Origin of the sequence: Janthinobacterium salmonicoloratum, from assembly GCF_051380845.1 — a bacterium.
Taxonomy (GTDB): domain Bacteria; phylum Pseudomonadota; class Gammaproteobacteria; order Burkholderiales; family Burkholderiaceae_D; genus Janthinobacterium; species Janthinobacterium lividum_F.
On the sequence record NZ_JBNYXV010000002.1, the window covers coordinates 217,673 to 236,522 of the forward strand.

Genomic DNA, 18,850 nt, shown 5'->3' on the forward strand with positions numbered 1-18,850 from the left:
CTCAGCCAGACCGGGCATCTCAGCCATGCCTGTCATTGGAAAAACGATAGGGCACCGTGTCCGAATCGGCCGGCACGCGCCAGTGATCCGGCGCATCATAGCGATACGCATGGTCCACCGCATTGACGAGGATGGCCGGCGTGCTGCAGTAATTTTGCACGCCATGCCAGACGCGCGGCGGCACGACGAGCAGGCCGGGACGCTTGGTGCCCAGCTTGAATTCGTTGAGCATGCCAAAGGTCGGCGATTCCTCGCGCGCGTCGTACAGCACCACGCGCATCTGGCCCGCCGCCACGAACAGGCGATCCGTCGTGATGGCATGCGCATGCCAGGCGCTCAGTCCGCCAGGCTCCAGGGTCGAGGCGAATATCTGGCCAATCTGCGCCGCATCGGGCACCCATTCAGTCCGGAAAATTTCAGTCAGGCTACCGTACGCAGTCAAGACAGGCTTGATTTCCTGGAAGATCACGCCATCGATCAAGGCAGGCGCCGTCGGCTTCCATTCCTTGGTAATGCTTTCGCCATCCTGTTTCGCGCCAGCCAAAAGCCAGTTATTTTTCTCAGCCACCAGATCTACCCCTAGAAATTTTCTAAAAATGCTCTTATGTATTGCAACCGTATTATCTATCGCCGCGGCATGTCCTTCAATCCCCGGCGGCGGCGTAATTCACGTAAAAAAGTACCTCTACGCCAGTACTTGAGCCAATAGATGGGTTGTGGCGGCCATAGGCCAAATAAATAAAATATTCGCCGCAGCAAAGCTTTCATGGCAAGCCGTGCACACTGGACCGGAGAAATGTAGCGTTCGCGGCTCAGCTTGCCACATAGTGTTGCGACAGCCTGCAGAATATTCACGGGATTTTGCATATGCCCCCACCAGAACGCATGCTCGCTGTGCTGCCGGTCAAGGTAAGCATTGCTGCGCCTGCCAGACTGGATCAGGATGGCGCCGATGCGGGGATGGGCCAGTATCGGTCGCCCCGCGCGATACACGCGGTGCAACCAGGCTTGTGATGGCCAGCAGCGCAGCTCCCACGACGGTTGCCATGGACCAATTTGCAAGGCCAGATCACGCCGCATGACCCACAAGGTAGCAGGCGCATTCATCCACGGACGATAAGAACTCAGTTCATCAGTTAGTGCTCCGTCAATGTGATTTCCCGACATGCCGATGCCTAGCCCTTGATCAAAGACCAGGTCGGCCCCGGTGCGCTCGAGGACATCGATATTGCTTTGCAGATGGTCGGGCAACCACAGGTCATCGTGGTTCAGGAATGCCAGATAGGTGCCGCGCGCCAGGCTGACGCCGAGATTGTTGGGCCCCGTCTGTTCGCCGTAATTGGTTTCCAGATTCACAAAGCTGATACGCGTATCAGCGAACGCGGCAACCACCTCGGCAGTATCGTCGGTGCAGCAATCGCCGACGATAATCAGCTCCCAATCCTGCAAGGTGCTGGCGAGTGCCGACTCAATTGCATACCCGAGGATATTGCTCCGGTTATACGTGGCCATGACAATGGAAACGAGCGGTTGTTTCTCTGACTGCATGGCAAGCCTTTCACATCACAGACAAAAAAAATGCCGCCCAGATACATTGAGCGGCATTTCGCAATGGAGTAATGCAACTGTTGCTGGCGCTCGCCAGCAAGCATCTGTCCTAGACGTTGAACAGGAAGTTCAGCACGTCGCCATCCTTGACCACGTATTCCTTGCCTTCGGCGCGCATCTTGCCCGCTTCCTTGGCGCCCGCTTCGCCCTTGTAGGCGATGAAGTCGTCATAGGCGATGGTTTGCGCGCGGATGAAGCCGCGTTCGAAGTCGGTGTGGATCACGCCGGCCGCTTGCGGCGCCGTGTCGCCCACATGGATGGTCCAGGCGCGCACTTCCTTCACGCCAGCCGTGAAATAGGTTTGCAGGCCCAGCAGTTTGTAGGCGCCGCGGATCAGGCGGTCCAGGCCCGGCTCTTCCATGCCCATATCGGCCAGGAAAGCGCCCTTGTCGGCGTCGTCCAGGTCGGCGATTTCCGCTTCCAGCGCCGCGCAGATGGCGACGATAGGCGCGTTTTGCGATTGTGCATACGCCGTCAGCTGGTCCAGCAGCGGGTTGTTGGTAAAGCCCGTGTCCGACACGTTGGCCACGAACATGGCTGGCTTGGCCGTGATCAGGCACAAAGGCTTGATCAGTTCCATTTCGTCGGCGTCCAGGCCCATGGCGCGCACGGGCTTGGCGTCATTCAGGTAAGGCATCATGCGTTCCATGATGGCCAGCAGCTTGGCGGCATCCTTGTCGCCCGAGCGGGCTTTCTTGTTTTCGCGGTGAATGGCTTTTTCCACGGTGCCCATGTCGGCCAGCGCCAGTTCGGTCTGGATGACTTCGATATCGTCGAGCGGGTTGATCTTGCCGGCCACGTGGATGACGTTGTCATCTTCGAAGCAGCGCACGACGTTGACGATGGCGTCCGTTTCGCGGATGTGCGAAAGGAACTGGTTGCCCAGGCCCTCGCCTTTCGATGCGCCAGCCACCAGGCCGGCGATGTCGACGAATTCCACGATGGCGTTGACCATGCGTTCCGGCTTGACGATCGCGGCCAGCGCGTCCATGCGTGGGTCCGGCACTTCGACGACGCCGACGTTCGGCTCGATGGTGCAGAACGGATAGTTTTCAGCCGGGATGCCGGCTTTCGTCAGTGCATTGAACAGGGTGGACTTGCCGACGTTCGGCAAGCCGACGATACCGCATTGGAGACTCATGGAAAACCTTTAATAATCAAAGCACATGGCGCCGTCTATCGGCGTGCTTGCCGTGTTGTTAGGGAAAACGGGGCGATTGTTCGCCCTTTTCCGGGGATAGTGCGTGTGCTGCATTTCAAGGGGTCAATTGTACCCGTGTCCCGCGCGCTTCAAAAGCCCGATGATGGGCAAATGACGCCAAAACAGCCGTATCATGACGCCATCAGGCCCTACTCTCAGGCCGTATGCAGCTTCATCGTCGCGGCCTCGAACTTGCCTTCGACAATCTGCGGCATGACCTGCAAGGATTTTTCTATCGCTTGCTCGATCAGCTCCTGGTCTTCGCGACGCGGGCGGTGCAGCACGAAATCGGCCACCTGCTGCTGCAGGCTGAGGGTGCGCGGGTGGCCGATACCCAGGCGCAAGCGCCAGTAATCCTGCGTGCCCAGCGCGGCCGTGATGTCTTTCAAGCCATTGTGGCCACCGGCCGAACCGCCCTTTTTCAGGCGCGCGATACCGGGCATCAGATCGAGTTCGTCGTGCACGACGAGCACCTCATCGGCGGCGATCTTGAAGAAACGCGCCAACGCGCCCACGGACTGGCCCGAGCGGTTCATGAAGGTCAGCGGTTCGAGCAGCCAGACTTCGTTGCCGCCGATGGAAGTCTTGGCCAGCATGGCGTTGTAGCGCGAATCGCGCTGCAAGCGCGTGCCGGGCAAGCTGTTGGCAAGGTTGTCCACCAGCCAGAAGCCGGCATTGTGGCGGGTTTGTTCGTATTCGGGTCCCGGATTGCCGAGGCCGACGATCAGGCGTATGGGCATGGCTGTGTCTGCAATGTAAAAGAAAGCATTATCGGTGAAAACGGGCGGAAAAAAACCCGCGCGGCGAACCTGGCGGGTTTTTCCTTGCGACTACCGCATTGCTGCGGCGGCAGAATTACTTCTTGTCGGCTTCAACAGCAGCAGCGGCTTCAGCTTCAGCAGCAACGTGGCCAGCCGGTACCGAAGCGGTAGCGATGGTCAGGTTGGCGCCGTGGGTGACAGCGGTCACGCCAGCTGGCAGGACCAGGTCGCCGACGTGCAGCGAGTGACCGACGTCGATGTTCGACAGGTCAACGTTGATGAATTCTGGCAGTTGGCCTGGCAGGCACGAAACTTCGATTTCGTTGGCTACGTGGCTGATGGTCGCGCCATGCAGTTTGACTGCTGGGGAAACGTCAGCGTTGATGAAGTGCAGCGCCACTTTCACGTGGATAGCTTGCTTAGCGTCAACGCGCTGGAAGTCAGCGTGCAGAACCAGTTGTTTGTATGCGTGGACTTGGAAGTCGCGCAACAGAACTTGCTGGGAAACGCCGTCGATTTCCAGATCCAGGATCGACGAGTGGAACACTTCTTTTTTCAACGCGTGGTACAGGGCGTTGTGATCCAGCGAGATCAGCACAGGGGCTTCAGCGCCACCGTAGACGATACCAGGGGTTTGGCCGGAAATGCGCAGGCGGCGGCTCGCTCCGGAACCTTGCAATTCGCGTTTAAATGCGATAACTTTCATGTGAAACTCCAAGAAGAACAAGGCTTGCGCCTTGTGTTATGAAGATTCCCGCGACCAGGAATCTTCGGAAATGGGCGCGAATGCGCCCCGAAAACTAAAACACTACGGCGCAACAGGCTAAAAGCCGGTCGCGCCGCAGGCATTACGTCTGTTTCTATTTATCGAATTAGTCGATAAAGAGGGAAATAACCGAATCACCCTTGATGATGCGCTTGAACGTCTCGGCCAGCAGCGGCGCGCACGTCAATTGACGAATCTTGCCGCAGGCCAGGGCCGCTTCGGACAGGGGGATCGTGTCGGTCACGACCAGCTCATCGAGTGGCGACGCCGAAATACGGTCGATCGCCGGGCCCGACAGCACCGCGTGCGTGCAATATGCCACGACTTTTTTCGCGCCGCGCTCTTTGAGCACTTCAGCAGCCTTGGTCAGGGTGCCTGCCGTGTCGACCATGTCATCCATGATCACGCAGTTGCGGCCTTCGACTTCACCGATGATGTTCATCACTTCGGACACGTTCGCTTTTGGACGACGCTTGTCGATGATGGCCAGGTCGCAGCCCAGGCGTTTTGCCAGGGCGCGCGCACGTACCACACCGCCGACGTCCGGCGACACCACCAGCAAATCCTGGTAGTTTTTCTTTTGCAGGTCACCCAGCAAAATTGGCGAAGCGTAAATATTGTCGACTGGGATATCGAAGAAACCTTGAATCTGGTCAGCGTGCAAGTCCATGATCAGGACGCGCTCGACACCGGCTTCTTCCAGCATGTTCGCCACCACCTTGGCCGAAATCGCCACACGCGCGGAGCGTGGACGACGGTCTTGGCGGGCGTAGCCAAAGTAAGGAATCGCGGCGGTGATGCGGCCAGCGGAAGCACGTTTCAAGGCATCAACCATCAGCATGATTTCCATCAGGCTGTCGTTGGTTGGAGCACAGGTGGATTGCAAAACAAAAACATCCTTGCCGCGTACGTTTTCGTTAATCTCGACCATTACTTCGCCGTCGGAGAATTTCGAAACGTTTGCTTTACCGAGAGGGATGCCGAGGTTTTTTGCGACCCCCTCTGCCAACGCTGGATTCGCGTTGCCGGTAAAAACCATCAGGTTTTCGTAAGCCATGGGAGTCCCAAGAGGTGATATAGAAGTCTTGAAAAGCACTAACCGGGCATAGGCCCGGTCAGTCATTGTTTAGAATATGCCGCGTGGCGGCATATCTGCTTTTTCCCGCACTGGACGCCAACTTCGCATCGACAGACTACGGTGAAATGGTGGCAGGGGAAGAAGGATTCGAACCTTCGCATGCTGGAATCAAAATCCAGTGCCTTAACCAGCTTGGCGATTCCCCTACGTTACTGACTGCTTGCCGTCATGTTGGCCAGTATTATACCGACTATTTGACGCTAAGCAAAATCTTTTTTTGCTGCCTGCCTTGCTTCACAACACCGTGAACATCGGGTGGCGATTCAGCGCTTTTGCCTTCCAGGCGATCCAGACTGGTGGCACATTGCTGAGCACCGCATCCGCTTTTTCCTGACTGCCAAACGCACTAAACACACAAGCACCGGAACCAGTCATCCTGGCCTCACCGTAAGCACCCAGCCATTCTACCGCATCTGCTACCGGCTTGAAAAGACTGCATGCCACTTGCTGTAAGTCATTCTTACCAAACCCGCCCGCATCGTTTCCTTCTGCGAGGTACCTGGAAAAGTCCGCTATTGTGACGGGTTCGGTATTTCTCGTCAAGCCTTCCGCGCAAAAAATTGCAGCGGTAGGCACTTGCACGCCCGGCTCGATCACTACATACCAGCATTCGGGCGTGGCGACTGGCTGCAGGGCCTCGCCCACGCCTTCGGCAAAGGCGTTTTCGCCAAAGATGAAAAACGGGATATCGGCGCCCAGCGGCAAGCCCAGCGCCATCAATTCCTCGCGCGTCAACCCTGCCTGCCACAGGCGGTTCAAGGCCATCAGGGCCGTGGCTGCGTCGGACGAACCGCCACCGAGGCCACCGCCCATGGGCAGCACCTTGTCGATGGCGATATCGACGCCGCGCGGCAAGGCGCCCGTGCGGCGCAGCACTTCGGCCTGCAGCAATGTCGCGGCGCGGATGATCAGGTCCTGCTCTTCCGGCACGCCGGCCAGCGCCGTCACGCGGCGGATCTGCGTGTCGTCGCGCAGCGCGAAGTGCAAGGTGTCGCCATGGTCGAGCAACTGGAACACCGTCTGCAGCAGATGGTAGCCATCGGCGCGGCGGCCGTTGACGTGCAGAAAGAGGTTCAGCTTGGCCGGTGCCGGGCAATTGTTCAAAGTCGTCAATGTCATGGTGCAGGTGCGGATGGGGCGGGATCGAGCACGATGCGCAGCGACACGGCATCGGCCTGCGCGCTGGCATTGCGTTCGGCATCGATACGCCGCGGTTGGGGCAAGGCGCCCGGTGTATTGTCAGCCGCATCTTGCCACGACACATAACGCAAGCGCCAGCCATCTTTCGTGGTCACGCTGTCGTTGGCCGGCGAAGCCATGAAACGCTTGCCATCGGCGCCCACGGCATAGCCTTGCAGCCAGTCGCGCAAGCCCGACACGGGCAAGGACCAGCCCAGCATCTGCGCGCTCAGGGTATCGACATCGGGCGCGCTGCGCGGCGCCTTGCCGCTTTGCGTCAACACGGCCTGCTGCGGCGTGACGGCGATCGTCGCCAGGGTGCTGCCGACGGGCGAATACAGGGTCACGTTCGTGCGCTGCGCCGTCTGCTGCCAGTTGAAATTGACGGTGGCCGATTCGGGCTTGTCATCCTTCTGGTACACGACGTTCAAACGGCCCGTCAGCTCCACCTGTTCGCGGTATGGGGCCACGGCAGCGCCCGATGGCGCGGCGCCGGACGAGAATGGAGAACTCAGGGTCGAGCAGGCCGACAGGGCCAGGCAGAGGACAGTCAGGGGCAGGCAATGTTTGAACATGAGTTTGAACATGGGTTTGAACATGGGCAAAAGGAAAAACCAGCGCCATGGCGCTGGTTTTTTTATAGAGGAGTTAATCGATTCAATCACAGACTGACATTCAAGCGCGCCAGCGTGCTTTTCAGCGCGTCGTTTTTCGGGTCCTTGCTTTGCGCCTCGCGCCACAGCTTTTGCGCTTCAGCCTTGTCGCCCTTCTGCCACAGCACCTCACCCAGGTGGACGGCGATTTCCGGGTCGCTGCGCACGGCATAGGCGCGGCGCAGCGCGTTTTCCGCGGCGGCCAGGTCACCCATGCGGAACTGCACCCAGCCCATGCTGTCCATGATGAAAGGATCGCCCGGCGCCATCTGCAAGGCTTTTTCGATCAGCGCATGGGCTTCCTGCAGGCGGATGCCCCGTTCGGCCAGCGAGTAGCCCAGGGCGTTATACGCGTGCTGGTTATCGGGCGCCAGCGCCATCACGCGGCGCAGGCTCGCTTCCATCAGCTCGAGTTTGTCCAGGCGCTCGGCCAGCAAGGCGTAGTCGTACAGCAGCTCCGGATTGTCGGGGAAGCGCAGCAAGGCGTTTTCCAGCACCGTATAGGCGCTTTGCACGTAGCCGGCGTCGCGCAGGAATTGCGCGTCGACCAGCAGCACCTGCGCCTGACTTGCCGGATCGTCCGTTTCGATTTCCGTCAGCGCCTTGCGCGCCGCATCGAGATTGCCGCCACGAGCGATCAGCTGGGCGCGGCGCAAACGCGCCTCGACATAGCCGGCGGAAGCGCTGTTGTCGACCTTGTCCAGCCAGGCGATGGCGCCGGCCGTATCGCCGCGCGTCTCGGCGATCTGCGACAGTATCATCAGGGCCTTGAACGGATCGCGCGCGTCGCCAGGCGATTTGTCGAGCACGGCGAGGAAGCGCTTGAAGTACTGCTCGGCGCCCTTGGTGTCATCCAGCTGCAGCGCCACGATGCCGAGCGCATACAGGCCGCCCACATTATCGGGCTGGCTTTTCAGCAGCAGCAGGAACTGGTCGCGCGCCGGCTCCAGTTGTTTTTGCTCGACCAGCAGGCGTGCATACGCGCCGCGCACTTCGACGGCGTCCGGATTCTTTTGCAGGAACGTGGCCAGCACCTTGCCTGCCGCCTCGGGTTCGCCCGTCACCTGCGCCAGGGTCAGCGCAGCCAGCTCGGAGTTCGGCTTGATCGCCAGCGCCTTGTTCGCTTCGCCGATGGCGCGCTCGCGCTCGCCGATCGACAAGGCGCCCTGCGCCAGCACCAGGTGCGCCTCGAACATGTCCAGATAGGGCTGCACCAGGCGCGTCACCATCGAGTAGGCATACAGCTTGTCATTCGAGCGCGACAGGATCTGCTGCATCTGGAACAGGGCCACGCCGCGCGCGCCCTCTGGCGCCTTGGCCAGGCGCTCGGCAAAAATCGGTTCCGCTTCTTCGATCTTGTCCGTCAAGACGACAAAGCCGAGGAAGAACTGCGTTGCCTCGTCCGATTCAGGCGCCAGCTCGCGCCACAGGCGGATGGCCGCCAGCGCTTCGCTGCCCTGCTTGGCGGCCAGCGCCATTTCGGATGCGCGGCGCGCCAGGCGCGGATCGCGCGTCTGCTGCGCCGCCACCATCATCGTCACGTACGGCCCTTGCCACTGGCCGCTCTTGAATTCCATTTCGGCCTTGGTCAGCTTGTACAGCAAGTCGCTGCTCAGCTCGACCTTCGGCAAGCCCTCCGCCTTGACGTCCGCCTTGGACTCGGCGCTCTCTTCCTGCGGCACGGCGGGCGCGGCCGCAGAGGGGCTGGCCGCGGCATCGGCAGGGGCGACAGGCGTCTGTGCCATGGCATGCGTGGCCATCAGGGCGGACAAGGTTACAATGGCGAAAGCGTTTTTCAAAGGCTGATCCTGGCTAAACGGCAAAGTTTGATTCTACGCCCAACGCGGCTATCGCGTACTTCACGTATGTAACGAAATATATACGTCGTGGCGGCGTAGCGTGCCAGGGCCAGCCATCCGCCTGTTCTTTACCCGGTTTTCCACCATTCGAGCCCTATGCCAGAATTGCCAGAAGTCGAAGTCACACGGCGCGGTGTCGCCCCCCATCTCGAAGGACGCGCCGTGCGTGCCGTCGTGCTGCGCCGCGACGGCCTGCGCTGGCCCTTCCCCCCTGCCCTGGGCGAACAATTGTCGGGGCAAACCATCGGCTTGACGGGGCGACGCGGCAAATACCTGCTGATCCACTTCCGCCACGGCACCCTGATCATCCACCTGGGCATGTCGGGCCATTTGCGCGTGCTGCCGCCGGGGACGGAAGCGCAAAAACACGACCATTTCGACCTTGTCGTGGAAGATGCGGAAGGCGGCAGCCAAGTGCTGCGCATGACAGACCCGCGCCGCTTCGGCGCCGTGCTGTGGCACGACGAGGCCGACGGCCCGCTCGATGGCCACGCGCTGCTGCGCGGCCTGGGCACGGAACCGCTAGAAGGCGGCTTCACGGGCCAGCTGCTGTTCGAGAAAACGCGCAACAAGGGCACCAATATCAAGCAGGTGCTGATGGCGGGCGACATCGTCGTCGGCGTGGGCAATATCTATTGTTCCGAAAGCCTGTTCCGCGCAGGGATCAACCCGAAGACGCCGGCACGGCGCATCGGCCTGGCCCGCTATGAAAAACTGGCGCAATCGATCCGCGACGTGCTGGCCGAAGCCATCGTGCAAGGCGGCAGCACCCTGCGCGACTTCATCGGCGTGAACGGCCAGTCCGGCTACTTCCAGCAGACGTATTTCACGTACAACCGCGCGGGCAAGCCATGCCGCGTCTGCGGCGCGCCTATCCGCCAGATCGTGCAGGGACAGCGTTCCACGTTTTACTGCGTGAATTGCCAAAAGTAAGCACACTCACAGAGGGAGTCAGATGGTCAGGGACTTGGAACAATACAGTGCATGGCGCCAGGACGTGCAGGCCGCCTTGCAGGCATACCGGCAAGCCGCCAGCGCGGCGGGCCTGGTCGACGGCGCTTCCGCGCTGCGCCTGGCGCGCTGTGCCTCCCGCCTGCTCGATGACCGCCTGTCGGTGGCCTTCGTGGCGGAGTTCTCGCGCGGCAAATCCGAGCTGATCAACGCCATCTTCTTTGCCGGCTATGGCCAGCGCATCCTGCCCTCGGGCGCGGGCCGCACCACCATGTGCCCCACCGAGCTGCTGTACGACGCGGCTTGGCCGCCATCGATCCGGCTGCTGCCCATCGAAACGCGTGCGCAGAACCTGTCGACCAGCGACTACCGCGACCTGCCCGCCGCCTGGACCGTCCTGCCCCTGAACATCGAAGCGGGCGGCGACATGCAGGAAGCCATCCGCCAGGTCAGCCTGACAAAAAAAGTCAGTCAGGAGGAGGCGGCGCGCTACGGCCTGTACGACGCCGACGATGCGGACGCCCCCGCCATGCTCGACGAGGACGGCCAGGTGGAAATCTCGATGTGGCGCCATGCCATCATCAACTTCCCCCATCCGCTGCTGAAACAAGGCCTCGTCATCCTCGACACGCCGGGCCTGAACGCCATCGGCACGGAACCGGAGCTGACCCTGAACCTGATCCCGAATGCGCACGCGGTGCTGTTCATTTTGGCGGCCGACACGGGCGTCACGCGCAGCGATATCGAGGTATGGCGCAACCATATCGGCGCCGGCGCGGGGCGCCTGGTGGTGCTCAACAAGATCGACAGCATGTGGGACGAATTGCGCGGCGATGCCGAGGTGGCGCTGGCCATCGAACGCCAGCAGGCCAGCGTCGCGCATCTGCTGGCACTGGACGCTGGCCAAGTATTTCCCGTCTCGGCGCAAAAGGCCCTGGTGGGCAAGATCAACCACGATGCGGCGCTGCTGGAAAAGAGCCGCCTGCTGCCGCTGGAGACGGCCCTGTTCGAGGAGCTGATCCCCGCGCGCAAGGACATCATCCGGCGCCAGCTGGCGTTCGACCTAGACGCCATCGAAGCGGCGCAGCAGGTGCAGGCGGCGGCCCGCGCGCGCGGCATCGCCGAGCAGCTGCACGAGCTGCACAGCCTGCGCGGCAAGAACCAGAGCGTGATCGCGCACATGATGCGGCGCATCGATATCGAGAAGAAGGAATTCGACAGCAGCCTGTTCAAACTGCAGGCCACGCGGGCCGTATTTACCCGTTTGTCGACGGAACTCTATACGAGCCTGGGCATGGACATCGTGCGCGACGATATCGATGGCGTGCGCGCGGCCATGCAGCGCAGCCGCTTTTTCACGGGCCTGCGCGAAGCCGTGCGCCAGTATTTCGAGCGCATCGCCAGTAACCTGGACCGCTCGGAAGGCAAGACGGCCGAGATCACGGAAATGATGAACGTGATGTACCGCAAATTCGCCTCCGAACATGGCCTGGCGCTGGCCTTGCCGATGCCGTTTTCACTGGCCCGCTACCGCCAGGAGATCGCCGATATCGAAGCCGTCTATCATAAACAGTTCGGCACGGCGACCCTGCTGACCACCAGCCGGGTCGTGCTGATGGAAAAATTCTTCGACACCATCGCCTCACGCGTGCGCCGCAGTTTCACCAACGCCAACAACGACGCCAGCGCCTGGCTGAAAGTCATCATGGCGCCGCTCGAAGCGCAGATCGTCGAGTACAAGGAACAGCTGAAACTGCGCTTTGCCTCGATCCAGCGCATCCACGACGCCACCGGCAGCCTGGAACAGAAAATCGCCGGTTTCGAAGCCAGCCTGGCGGCGCTCGAACGCGACAAGGCGCAGCTGGCGCAATTGCTTGCCGCCTTGCGCGCGGCAAGCGCAAGCTGAAACACGCACTAACAACACGCACTACAAAACACTGGAACCCTGCATGAAACGTCTGCTGCATCCGCTCTCGCCCGCCACGGGCGCGGCCCCCTTTGAAGACTATATCGACCCGACTTTTTCCGCTACCGTCATCGCCTGGCAAAAGCAGCATGGCCGCCATGCGTTACCGTGGCAAAACACGCGCGACGCCTACCTGATCTGGCTATCCGAAATCATGCTGCAGCAAACGCAGGTCACCGCCGTGCTCGGCTATTACGCGCGCTTCCTTGAACGCTTCCCCACCCTGCGCGACCTGGCAGCAGCCCCGGTGGAAGACGTGATGGCGCAGTGGAGCGGTCTTGGTTACTACACGCGGGCGCGCAACCTGCACAAATGCGCGCAGCGCGTGGTGGCCGAATACGACGGCATCTTCCCCAGCGACCCGGCCCTGCTTTCCGATCTGCCCGGCATCGGCCGCTCGACGGCCGCCGCCATCTCCGCGTTTTCCAGCGGCACCCGCGCGGCCATCATGGACGGCAACGTCAAGCGCGTCTTCGCACGCACATTCGGCATCGATGCCTATCCGGGCGAAAAACGGGTCGAGGAAGCCATGTGGCGCCGCGCCGAAGCGCTGCTGCCTGAAACAGGCATCGAAGCCTACACGCAGGGCCTGATGGACTTCGGCGCCACACTCTGCACGCGCAGCAGCCCAGATTGCGGCCGCTGCCCGCTGCAGCCGCGCTGCGTGGCCTACGCCACCCAGCGGGTCAAAGACTTACCCGTGCGCAAACCGAAGAAAACCAGCCCGGAAAAGCACGCCATCATGCTGGCCATCGTCGACGATGGCCAGGTGCTGCTGGAGCAGCGCCCGGGTTCGGGCATCTGGGGCGGCTTGCTGTCGCTGCCGGAACTCGATGGCCACGTGCTGGCCGGCGAAGACTCTCCGCGAGAGATAGACCCGCAAGCGCTGGCGCGCGCCGTGGCGCCGTTCGGCGAGATCGAAACGCAGGAACGGCTGCTGCCCATCGTGCACGTGTTTACCCACTACAAACTGCACATCGTCCCCTGCCGCATCACCCTGGCGCGCCGCCTGGCGCTGGCCGGGGAAGCGACGCACGTCTGGTACGACGGCGCGAAAATCGCCGACGCGCCGCTGCCCGCGCCCATCAAGAAACTGCTGCTGGACCTGTTCGGCGATGCGCGTTCGGCGCAACGCAGCATGTTCTAGTGCGGCGTTTTTTACTGTTCGCGCTGACGGCGCTGTGTTTGCACGGCGTTCAAGCGGCTGACGAGCTGCCAGAGGTACGCATCGGTGTACTGGCCTACAAGGGCGGCGACGCCGTGCAGCAGGACTGGTCGTACGTGACGCGTCACCTGCAGGCCAGCATCCCCGGCATCCGTTTCATCCTGGCCGACTACGACCAGGCTGGCCTGACGCGCGCCGTGCAGTCGCAAGCGGTCGCCTTTGCCATCACCAGCAGCGGCCACTACGTGGCGCTCGAACACAGCGATGGCGCCAGCCGCATCGCCACCCTGGAATCACCATGGACGGATTCGCCGCGCCAGGCCATCGGTTCGGCCATCGTCGTGCGCAGCGCGTCACCGCTGCATGATCTGGCCGACCTGGCGGGCAAGAACGTGATGGCCGTGGCGCCCGACGCGTTTGGCGGCTACCAGATCGCCGCGCGTGAACTGCTGGAAGCGGGCATCGATCCCACGCATGATTTTGCCAGCCTGCGCTACAGCGGCTTTCCCTCGCAGCAGATCATCGACGCCGTGCGTGCGGGGCACATGGATGCAGGCATCGTGCGTACCTGCCTGCTGGAACAGATGGTGGCGCGCGGCGAAGTGCGCGCCGAGGAACTGCGCGTGATCACCACGCGCCCGATTCCCGGCTTTCGCTGCGCCAGCTCGTCGCGGCTGTATCCTGACTGGCCCTTCGTGGCCCTGCGCCAGACACCGCCCGCACTGGCAAAAAAAGTGGCGCAAGCCCTGCTGGCCATGCCGCGTACCGATGAAGGCTATAGCTGGACGGTGCCCAGCGATTACCAGATCGTCGATGAGTTGTTCCGCGAATTGCGCATCGGCCCCTACGCCTATTTGAACAAGCTGACGTTCGAGACGGCGCTGCGCCGCTACTGGGGCTGGATGCTGCTGGTACTGGCCTTGCTCGTGGCCTGGGCCGTGCACACGGTGCGCGTGGAATACCTGGTCAGCCGGCGCACGGAGCAATTGCGCGCCGCCCAGCACCAGCAGCGCGCGCTGGAAGAACAGGCGCGCCAGCGCCAGGCCACGCTCGATCACACGGCGCGCCTGGCGATTCTGGGCGAGATGGCCAGCGCCATCGCACACGAATTGAACCAGCCGCTGGCCGCCATCGGCAATTTCGCGCGCGGCATGGCGCGCCGCATCACGGCAGGCAGGCTCGATGCGGCGCCCCTGCTCGATGGCGCGCAGGAAATCGCCACGCAAAGTGAACGCGCGGGCGCCATCATCCGTCACATCCGCACGATGGCGCAAAAGCGTCCCGCACACAGCACGGCCTTCGCCCTGGCCGACGCCGTGGAGCAAGCGGTATCGCTGTTCCGCGCGGCCCATCCGCAAGCGAAGATCGACTGGCGCCACGACCGCGCCAGTCTTGAGGCGCGCGTGCTGGCCGACCCGCAGCAAGTGCAGCAGGTGCTGCTCAATCTGCTCAAGAATGCGCTCGATGCGCAGGTGGAGAACGACAATCCGCAGCATGCCATCGGCGTGCTGCTGCACCGGGAAAACGGCGCCTGCACGGTGGCCGTGCGCGACGCCGGCTGCGGCCTCGATGCGGCGCAGATGGCGCGCCTGTTCGAGCCTTTCTTTACCACCAAGGCCGAAGGCCTGGGCCTGGGCATGTCGCTCAGCAAAAGCATCATCGAATCGTTCGGCGGCAGCCTGTCGGCGCACGCCAACGCCGATGCGCCGGGCTTGACGGTCTGGTTCCGCCTGCCCGAAGATAGCAGCATGGACGCAAACAAGGAAACACCATGAATGAAAGCGATGCCATCATCTTTGTCGTCGACGACGATGCCGCCATGCGCCGCTCGCTGGCCTATCTGTTCGATTCGGCCGGCTGGCAAGTGGAGACGTTTGAATCGGCGCGCGATTTCCTGCAGCGCTATGAGGGCCATGCGCCCGGCTGTTTGCTGCTCGACGTGCGCATGCCCCTGATGAGCGGACTGGAATTGCAACAGGAGTTGAATAACAAGAGCGGGCACGCCATATCTCTGCCCGTGATTTTCCTCAGCGGACACGGCGACCTGGCCATGGCAGTGCAGACGATGAAGGCAGGCGCCTGCGATTTTTTGGAAAAGCCGTGCAAGGACCAGGTATTGCTGGACGCCGTCAGCCGGGCCGTGGCCCGCAGCGTGGAAGAAAGCCGCAGCGCCGCCAGCGCGAATACGGCGCAAACGGCGCTGGCCAGGCTCACCGCGCGCGAGCGCGAAGTGGCACTGTTGATGGCCGAAGGCAAAGCCTCGAAAGTCATCGCGCGCGAGCTGGGCATCAGCGACAAGACGGTGCAGGTGCATCGCCATAACACGATGGAAAAACTGGGCCTGCATTCAGCAGCCGAGGTGGCCCGGCTGCTAATGGCCAGCGGGGAGATTTAAGCCCGCACGATACGCGCCGGCAGTCCTTGCCGCACCGACGTGCCCGAGACGGGATCGACAAACACATTCTTGTCGCCGCGGCTCGGATCCGTCAGCCCCAGGTCGTTCAGGTTGATGCCCGCGCCGATGGCCGGTTCATCGGGCTGGCGCAGCTTGCCGATGCGGTGGGCGCGCGCGCCGTGCTCCTTGTGGCCGAAACCGTGTTCGATGGCGATCACGCCCCGCTGCACGCCATGGCGCAGCATCACCGTGGCCCTGGCCCTGCCGCCCGGCGTTTCCAGATAAATGGCATCGCCATTTTCCAGCTTCAACCGCGCCGCATCGTCAGGATGCACCGCGACGGGATTGTCCGGATGGATGCCGCGCAAGCGCCGCGCGCCGATGCTGTACGAGTTCTGCAGCGCCGATTTAAAACTGATCAACTCGAACGGCCATTCGCTGGCCGGGTAGGTTTTGCGCACAGGCGTGCCGTCGGCAAACGCCGCCACTCTCCAGGCGGGCGTACCGGGGAAACGCTTGCCGCTCAAGCTGTTCTTGCTCACGCCCAGGCCCTCGTTGTACAGCATCATCGGCTTCAGATAGCGGTGCGTGGACCAGTCCTGCGGATACGGCGTCTCTTCAGCCACCGGTGCAGGAGCCACGGGTGCCTTGGGATTTGCCGGCGGCGGCAGGCGCAGGCCGAACATCTCGCCATAGCTCTGGTAGCGCCCTCCCCGCGCCAGCATGAAGGCTACCTTGCGCCACTCTTCCGGCTTCAGGGTGCGTTCCAGTTCGGGGCGGATGCGCGCCACGCCAGACAGATCGATATCATCGTCGCTGGCGTCAGGCACGGACGTTTTCCCTTGCCAGGCGATGTTGGCGCCTCCACGCAGATACCAGTCTTCCGCGCGCTGCAAGGGGAAGCGCTGGCCATCCATGTCCTGCAAGGCTTCCGGGCCGAAGCCGGGCAAGGCCATCGTTTTTGCCAGCGCGATGAAGAACGATTCCATGCAGATGGTCTGGCCGTCCGGCGTCTTTTGCACGCGCGGCTCGACCACGGGCCAGCGCGCCGTGCTCATTTTGACAGGCATGCCGCCCCAGGCGCCGGCCCAGCCCCAGCTTTCATACAGCAAGGTATCGGGCAGCAGATAGTCGGCAAACGCCGAGCTTTCATTGATGAAGGGGTCGATGGCGACGATCAGGGGAATCTTCTTCGGATCGGCCAGCTCCGTGCCGATCTGCGCGCGCAAGCCCGTGATACCGTAGACAGGATTGCAGCTCCACAGGATCAGCGCCTTCAGGGTGTACGGGTAGCCATTCATGGCGCTGGTGAGCCATTCGGTCGCCAGCGCGGGCGCGTTCGGATACCACGGCGCCCTGGCCGGATACGCCTTGCCCGCTTCTTTCTTCAGCTTGAATTCCGAGGTTTTTTCATAGGGAACATTGCGTCCAATCGGCATGCCGGTCGCCTTGATCTCGCCGTCGAAACTCTCGAGGTTATAGCGCGGACCGGGTCCCGCATCCTTGAAGCTGCCGCCATTGACCAGGGTGCCACCCTTGCGGTTCAAATTGCCGATCAGGGTGTTGAGCATGACCAGCGCATACGCGTTATAAAACCCCGCACCCGACATCATGCCGCCATGCGCATTGACGGCTGCGCGTTTGCCGTGGCTGGTCAGTTCCTGCGCCAGGCCCTCGATGATGTCGCGCGCGATGCCGCAGGCGCTTGAATACTCATCCATGCTATGGCGCTGTGCTTCCTCGTTCAGCATCGTCATGGCCGTCCTCAGGTGCAGCGGCGCGCCTCCCACGTCAAGCGGACCGTCGAAGAACAGCCGCGCCTCGCCCTTGGCGGCGTTGTGCGGCGCGATCGCTTGCGTGGCGGCGTCGATCACGCAAAATGCGTCGCCATCCTTGTAGCGCTCCTCTTCCGCCAGTTCCACCGCGCCGATGTCCGACGCGCGCAGGTAGCGGCCGTCGCGCGGATGGCCCTTCTCGTTGATGATCAGGTGCGTGGCATTGCACCAGGCGGCCTCGCCCGCCGCTTCTGCCACCTTCAGGTTCGGCTGCACGAGGAAGTTACGGTCATAGCGTTCGTGCTCGATGATCCAGCGGATCATGGCCATGGCCAGCGCGCCATCCGTGCCCGGCTTGATCGGTACCCAGCGGCTGCGGTCTCCTGCGGCCAGGCTGTCCGCGTTCGTCAGCACGGGGTCGACGACGACGTAGCTGAATTCGCGCTTGCCCGAGCGGGCCTTGGCGATCAGGGTGCCCTGGCGCTTGAACGGATTGCCCGCATTGCCGGGCGCCGTGCCGACGAAAATGCAGAATTCCGTGTTTTCCAGGTCCACTTTTGCGTGCGGCATTTTCTTCATGTCGCCGAACATGGCGCCCGAGCCGCTGCGGTAGGCGCCGCCGCAATACGAGCCGTGGTTGACCAGGTTCAAACTGCCGTACGACTGCTTGAAAAAGCGCGTGCCGAGCGCCAGGCGCCCATCGTCAGTGCTGCACATCAAGCCCACCTGGTTGACTTGCGGGCCCAGTTCCGGCTGCGCCGGATCGATCGGCTTTTCCAGCTCGCGCAAGGCACGCAAGCCCTGTACGTGGCCTTCGCCAAACAGGTCGCCGCCTTCCGTCACTTCCTTGACCAGCTGGTCGAAGGCGATCGGTTCCCACTGGCCGCCGCCGCGCGGTCCCACGCGCTTCATGGGCGCCAGCACACGGAACGGCGACTCCATCTGTTCCAGCACGCCATTGCCGCGGCCACAAGCGGTGGAGCGCCCTTTCAAGCCCTTTTCCTGGAAGCGCGAGAGCGACACAAAGCTGTCGCGTATCGAGGTCTGGTAGGGCAGCGCCGGGTCGGCCGACAGGGGGCTGTACGGATTGCCCGCCACGCGCAACACCTTGCCGCTTTTTTTATCCAGGCGCACGCGCACGCCGCAAAACGTGGTGCAGCCCATGCACATGGTGTAGCTGACCTGCTGATCGGGATTGACCGTCAATTTCCCCGTCGCCGTGTCGACGGAAAACTCGGGTTGCAGGGAATTGCCGTGCAGTTTCTGCACAGGTTTATCTTTGCCCAGCGCATGGTCGACCATGCGGCCTGCCGTGGTGGAAAAACTGGCGGCAAACGCGGCCAGGCCGCCGCCGATGGCGCCATAGCGCAGCAGCTTGCGGCGTTTTTCGTTTTCGTCTTCGGGGACGTCGTTATGTACTTGATCGTTCATCT

At 62.2% G+C, this 18,850-nt stretch carries 15 protein-coding genes and 1 tRNA gene; 5 read left to right on the forward strand and 11 right to left on the reverse strand.

Going from position 1 to position 18,850, the window contains the following annotated elements; translation table 11 throughout:
- Positions 1-19 precede the first annotated feature (19 nt).
- The 10 genes from ACQ4WY_RS14145 to ACQ4WY_RS14190 form a co-directional block, all read right to left on the reverse strand.
- Complete coding sequence (locus ACQ4WY_RS14145; protein ID WP_436504658.1) at positions 20-568, reverse strand: dTDP-4-dehydrorhamnose 3,5-epimerase family protein; 549 nt, start codon at positions 566-568, stop codon at positions 20-22.
- A gap of 56 nt (positions 569-624) precedes the next feature.
- A complete protein-coding gene (locus tag ACQ4WY_RS14150; RefSeq protein ID WP_436504659.1) occupies positions 625-1,548 on the reverse strand; it encodes a glycosyltransferase family 2 protein in 924 nt (307 codons plus the stop codon).
- A 109-nt stretch (positions 1,549-1,657) separates the two neighbouring features.
- Positions 1,658-2,749, reverse strand: coding sequence for a redox-regulated ATPase YchF (gene ychF, locus ACQ4WY_RS14155; RefSeq protein ID WP_034778348.1), 1,092 nt, complete (start codon positions 2,747-2,749; stop codon positions 1,658-1,660).
- A gap of 215 nt (positions 2,750-2,964) precedes the next feature.
- Complete coding sequence (gene pth / locus ACQ4WY_RS14160) at positions 2,965-3,549, reverse strand: aminoacyl-tRNA hydrolase (protein ID WP_086145733.1); 585 nt, start codon at positions 3,547-3,549, stop codon at positions 2,965-2,967.
- Between the two features lie 115 nt (positions 3,550-3,664).
- A complete protein-coding gene (locus ACQ4WY_RS14165) occupies positions 3,665-4,276 on the reverse strand; it encodes a 50S ribosomal protein L25/general stress protein Ctc (RefSeq protein ID WP_353659129.1) in 612 nt (203 codons plus the stop codon).
- 166 nt (positions 4,277-4,442) lie between these two features.
- The gene (locus ACQ4WY_RS14170) at positions 4,443-5,393 is read right to left on the reverse strand and encodes a ribose-phosphate pyrophosphokinase (RefSeq protein ID WP_034753270.1); all 951 of its coding nucleotides are present in this window, start codon (positions 5,391-5,393) and stop codon (positions 4,443-4,445) included.
- Positions 5,394-5,543: 150 nt separating this feature from the next.
- Positions 5,544-5,620, reverse strand: a tRNA-Gln gene (locus tag ACQ4WY_RS14175).
- Between the two features lie 88 nt (positions 5,621-5,708).
- Positions 5,709-6,593, reverse strand: coding sequence for a 4-(cytidine 5'-diphospho)-2-C-methyl-D-erythritol kinase (gene ispE, locus ACQ4WY_RS14180; protein WP_436504660.1), 885 nt, complete (start codon positions 6,591-6,593; stop codon positions 5,709-5,711).
- Complete coding sequence (locus ACQ4WY_RS14185) at positions 6,590-7,240, reverse strand: outer membrane lipoprotein LolB (RefSeq protein WP_436504661.1); 651 nt, start codon at positions 7,238-7,240, stop codon at positions 6,590-6,592. The genes ispE and ACQ4WY_RS14185 overlap by 4 nt, the downstream gene beginning before the upstream one ends.
- Positions 7,241-7,314: 74 nt before the next feature.
- Positions 7,315-9,105 (reverse strand): tetratricopeptide repeat protein, encoded by a 1,791-nt coding sequence (locus ACQ4WY_RS14190; RefSeq protein WP_436504662.1) that lies wholly within the window; start codon positions 9,103-9,105, stop codon positions 7,315-7,317.
- Positions 9,106-9,261: 156 nt separating this feature from the next.
- Between ACQ4WY_RS14190 and mutM the strand changes: the two genes are divergently transcribed.
- The 5 genes from mutM to ACQ4WY_RS14215 are packed head-to-tail and all read left to right on the forward strand — an operon-like array spanning position 9,262 to position 15,642.
- Complete coding sequence (gene mutM, locus ACQ4WY_RS14195; protein ID WP_436504663.1) at positions 9,262-10,098, forward strand: bifunctional DNA-formamidopyrimidine glycosylase/DNA-(apurinic or apyrimidinic site) lyase; 837 nt, start codon at positions 9,262-9,264, stop codon at positions 10,096-10,098.
- 22 nt (positions 10,099-10,120) lie between these two features.
- Positions 10,121-12,022 carry a dynamin family protein gene (locus ACQ4WY_RS14200; protein WP_436504664.1) on the forward strand — a complete coding sequence of 634 codons (1,902 nt, stop codon included), beginning with the start codon at positions 10,121-10,123 and terminating at the stop codon, positions 12,020-12,022.
- A 43-nt stretch (positions 12,023-12,065) separates the two neighbouring features.
- Positions 12,066-13,229 carry an A/G-specific adenine glycosylase gene (mutY, locus tag ACQ4WY_RS14205; RefSeq protein WP_436504665.1) on the forward strand — a complete coding sequence of 388 codons (1,164 nt, stop codon included), beginning with the start codon at positions 12,066-12,068 and terminating at the stop codon, positions 13,227-13,229.
- Positions 13,229-15,022, forward strand: a complete 1,794-nt coding sequence (locus ACQ4WY_RS14210; protein ID WP_436504666.1) for a sensor histidine kinase — start codon at positions 13,229-13,231, stop codon at positions 15,020-15,022. Before mutY ends, ACQ4WY_RS14210 begins: the two co-directional genes overlap by 1 nt.
- Positions 15,019-15,642: a response regulator transcription factor gene (locus ACQ4WY_RS14215; protein WP_436504667.1), complete on the forward strand. Its 624-nt coding sequence runs from the start codon at positions 15,019-15,021 to the stop codon at positions 15,640-15,642. Before ACQ4WY_RS14210 ends, ACQ4WY_RS14215 begins: the two co-directional genes overlap by 4 nt.
- Here the strand turns inward: ACQ4WY_RS14215 and ACQ4WY_RS14220 are convergent.
- Positions 15,639-18,848 (reverse strand): molybdopterin dinucleotide binding domain-containing protein, encoded by a 3,210-nt coding sequence (locus ACQ4WY_RS14220; protein WP_436504668.1) that lies wholly within the window; start codon positions 18,846-18,848, stop codon positions 15,639-15,641. The genes ACQ4WY_RS14215 and ACQ4WY_RS14220 overlap by 4 nt on opposite strands.
- Positions 18,849-18,850 lie beyond the last annotated feature (2 nt).